General features: G+C 75.4%; 3 protein-coding genes and 1 pseudogene. 2 read left to right on the top strand and 2 right to left on the bottom strand.

Annotated elements, in window-relative coordinates:
• Positions 1-326: pseudogene (locus G3I41_RS29635) on the top strand (3-beta hydroxysteroid dehydrogenase); the annotation flags it as partial.
• Between the two features lie 18 nt (positions 327-344).
• Here the strand turns inward: G3I41_RS29635 and G3I41_RS29630 are convergent.
• Both G3I41_RS29630 and G3I41_RS29625 read right to left on the bottom strand, forming a co-directional pair.
• Positions 345-1,196 carry an ABC transporter permease subunit gene (locus G3I41_RS29630; RefSeq protein ID WP_164403578.1) on the bottom strand — a complete coding sequence of 284 codons (852 nt, stop codon included), beginning with the start codon at positions 1,194-1,196 and terminating at the stop codon, positions 345-347.
• On the bottom strand, positions 1,193-2,101 hold the full coding sequence (locus G3I41_RS29625; RefSeq protein WP_164403576.1) for an ATP-binding cassette domain-containing protein: 909 nt from the start codon (positions 2,099-2,101) through the stop codon (positions 1,193-1,195). The genes G3I41_RS29630 and G3I41_RS29625 overlap by 4 nt, the downstream gene beginning before the upstream one ends.
• 133 nt (positions 2,102-2,234) lie before the next feature.
• Here G3I41_RS29625 and G3I41_RS29620 point away from each other — a divergent pair.
• Positions 2,235-3,101: histidine kinase (locus G3I41_RS29620; protein ID WP_164403575.1), on the top strand; the 867-nt coding region annotated here is incomplete at its 3' end.

The following is a 3,101-nucleotide window of genomic DNA, read 5'->3' as shown; positions in this document are numbered from 1 at the left end:
CGGCCGTGCACCGCTCGGACGCCGCCCACCTGTTCCGGCTGGCCCTGGAAGAGGCACCCGCCGGCTCCACGCTGCACGCGGCGGCCGAGGAAGGCGTCGCGCTGCGGTCCGTCGCCGAGACCGTCGCCCGCCACCTCGGCGTCCCCGCGGCCTCCGTCGCGCCGGGGGACGCGGCCGGCCACTTCGGCTGGCTGGCCGGCATGGTGGGCCTCGACTCGCCCGCGTCCAGCGCGCTGACCCGCGACCGCTTCGGCTGGAAGCCGGTTGGGCCCGGGCTCATCGAGGACCTGGACCAGGGGCACTACTTCGGCGCGCCGGGAGCGTGACGCGCGGCCCCGCCGCCCTCACTGGTCGCGGCGGTGCACCGCGCACACCGCCACGGCCCCCGCGACCAGCGCCCACAGGACGTAGACGGTCCAGGCGCCCGCCGCCGACCACGGGTAGAGCTCGGGCGGGGGCTGCGGAAGGGCCCCGCCTGCCAGGCGGTCCCAGGCGCTGAACGGCAGGGTGTGCCGGAGCACGGCCGTCAGGTGGCGGCGGTCGCTGAGGACCATCGGGAGCAGGAGCAGCACCACCACACACGCCACGATCGACGCCCCCGTGTGCCGGACCACCGTGCCGAGCGCGAGGCCCGTGAGCGCGGCGACCGGGGCGAGCAGCGCCGACGCGGCGAGGACCTGGAGCGTTCCGGGGTCGCCGAGGGAGACCTCGGCGCCGCGTCCGGACAGGATCGCCCGGGTCGAGGCGAAGGAGGCGGCGGCGACGAGCACGCCGAAGGCCGTGGTGACGGCGGCGAGTACGAGGGCCTTGGCGGCCATCACCGAGCGCCGGGCGGGCACGGCGGTGAACGTCGTGCGGATGAGCCCGGTCCCGTACTCGCCGGTGACCGAGACGGCGCCGATCGCGGCCAGGGCCAGGACGAGCACCAGGGCGGAGTTGTCGGTGAAGGCGTCGACGAGGGCCAGGCGGTGGCTGACGAAGAACTCCTGGCTGCCCTTGTCGTACTGGTACCAGTACGTGTAGTGGTCGTAGGCCGTACCGGCGTTGAACGCGACGACCGCCAGCGCGCTCAGCGCGTACAGCCAGGGTGTCGAGCGCAGCGACCACGTCTTCAGCCACTCGGCGGCGACGAGGTCGGTGAACCGCGCGCGGGCCTCGACGCGCGTGACGACGGGGGTGGCGGTGGCCGTGGTCATCGGGGGTCTCCTGCCGGGTACTGGACGCTGTCCGCGGTGAGTTCCATGAACGCCTCCTCCAGCGAGGCGCCGAGGGTGGTCAGTTCGTGCAGCAGCACCCGGTGGCGCAGGGCGAGTGCGCCGACGCGCTCGGCGGGGAGCCCGGTCACGGTGAGCCGGTCGCCGTCCCCGGTCACCGAGGCGCCTTCGGCGGTGAGCAGCGGCGTCAGGGCCGCCGCGTCCGGGGTGCGTACGGTGACGCTGCGGCGGGCGGAGCGGGCGGCGAACGCGGTCAGGCTCTCGGCCGCGATGAGCGTGCCGCGTCCGATGACGACGAGCCGGTCGGCGGTGTGCTCCATCTCGGTCATCAGGTGGCTGGAGACGAAGACGGTACGGCCTTCGGCGGCGAGGCCGCGGAAGAGTCCGCGCACCCACAGCACGCCTTCCGGGTCGAGGCCGTTGAGCGGTTCGTCGAAGAGCAGGACGGGCGGGTCGCCGAGCAGGGCCGTGGCGATGCCGAGGCGCTGGCGCATCCCGAGCGAGAAGCCGCCGACGCGCCGGCGGGCCGCTGCCGCGAGGCCCACCTCTTCGAGGACCCGGTCGACCCGGGCGCGGGGGATGCCGTTGCTCCGGGCCAGCGCGGCGAGGTGGGCGCGGGCGGTGCGGCCGCCGTGGACGTCGCCCGCGTCGAGCAGGGCGCCGACGTGGCGCAGTCCGCGCGGGTGGTCGCGGAAGGCGCGGCCCCGGACGGCGGCCGTTCCGGCGGTCGGCTCGACGAGGCCGAGGAGCATGCGCAGGGTGGTGGTCTTCCCCGCCCCGTTGGGCCCGAGGAAGCCGGTCACCTCGCCCGGCCGGACGGTGAAGGTCAGGTCGTCCACGGCGGTGGCGCCGCCGTATCGCTTGGTCAGTCCGTTGACTTCGATCACGGATCCCACCCTGCGGGCCGCGACCGGGCCGTGTCGTCGGGCCGTCGCTGACATCCGGGCGCGGCCGTCTGCACCCGTGGGTGTACAACCGTGGGCCGATGTGCGGGGGTTCGGCGCTGGTTACGCTCGGCACATGTCCAGCTCACCTGTGCTGCCCCTGCTCAAGCGCGTCCCACCGGGCGCGTGGGTGGCGGCTGCCTGGTTCGCGGGCATGGTGCTCACCCTCCTCACGCGGGTCCGGCTGCCCGGCGAGCAGCGGGCGTCGGTCCTGCCCGGGGTCCTGTTCTACCGCTGGGACGGCCTGCTGACCCACGTGCTGTCCACGGCGCTGCTCATGGCCGGCTGTCTGTGGCTCACCCGGCGGCCGCTGGGCGCCATGGCGGTGCTGCTCGCCGCCTCCGCGCTCGCCACCATGCCGCTCGGGGTGGCGGAGATACCCATGGCGCAGTTCCTGGCCGTCGACGTCGCCCTGTACGTCACGGCCGCCGCCCGCCCGCTGCGCACGGGTGTCCTCGCCCTCGTCATGTCGGTCCTCGTCCTGGTCTCCTACGTGAGCTACCGGGTGTTCGCGGGATGGAGCGCCGGTACGTCGGCGGAGCTGGCCGTCGCCCTGACGGCGGTCGTCGCCTGGCTGGTGGGCCGCTCGGTGCACGAGAGCCGCGAGCACGACGCGGATCTGACGGCCCGGGCCACGGACCGGGCGCTCGTCGCCGAACGGCTGCGCATAGCCCGCGAGATGCACGACGTGGTGGCCCACAGCGTCGGCATCATCGCCCTCCAGGCGGGTGCGGCGGCCAGGGTTGTGCACACCCAGCCGGACGCCGCCCGGGAGGCGATGAGCGCGGTGGAGGCGGCGGGCCGGGAGACCCTGTCGGGGCTGCGCAGGATGCTGGGCGCGCTCCGGGAGACCGGGCCCGGCCAGGACGCGGCGGGGCGCGAGGACGCGCCGCTGCGCCCCGCCGAGTGCCTCGCGGACGTCGACCGGCTCGCCCGGGCCACG

Origin of the sequence: Streptomyces sp. SID9727 (assembly GCF_010550605.1) — a bacterium.
Taxonomy (GTDB): Bacteria; Actinomycetota; Actinomycetes; order Streptomycetales; family Streptomycetaceae; genus Streptomyces.
Note: the sequence above shows the minus strand (reverse complement) of the source record. Positions and strands in the feature narration are given on the sequence as shown.

Excerpts from the sequence above, each read along its gene's own strand:
- G3I41_RS29630 (WP_164403578.1), bottom strand. The coding sequence starts at position 1,196 with ATGACCACGGCCACCGCCACCCCCGTCGTCACGCGCGTCGAGGCCCGC.